The following is a 365-nucleotide window of genomic DNA, read 5'->3' on the forward strand; positions in this document are numbered from 1 at the left end:
CATCGCGCACGTAGAGCGCCTTGGTCGGACACGCTTCGACGCAATGGGGCTCCTCGTCGGGGCCCAAGGTGGAGCACAGGTCGCACTTGGCGGCGCAGGTGTAGACGCCGATGCTCCAAGCCAGCAGAGGCGATGTGCCCCGCGGCTGAGTGGGAGTGGGAGAGGAGATGCCGGCAACGCCCGCCGTGGACGTGCCCGAGGGATGGATGGCGCCGAAGGGGCACACCACCGCGCACAACTTGCAGCCTATGCAGGTCTGCTCGTTCACGACGATGGCCTCTTCGGTGCGCTTGATCGCAGCCACGGGGCAAACCGCCAAGCACGGCGCCCCCTCGCACTGATGGCAGGTGACGGCGGCCGTCACC

The 365-nt window shown here is 68.2% G+C and carries 1 protein-coding gene; it reads right to left on the reverse strand.

The features are described from left to right. On the reverse strand, nt 1–365 hold a 365-nt coding region (locus tag NE591_RS13320; protein ID WP_256156871.1), incomplete at both ends, for a 4Fe-4S binding protein.

This window comes from Adlercreutzia sp. DFI.6.23 (genome assembly GCF_024462535.1).
Taxonomy (GTDB): domain Bacteria; phylum Actinomycetota; class Coriobacteriia; order Coriobacteriales; family Eggerthellaceae; genus Adlercreutzia; species Adlercreutzia rubneri.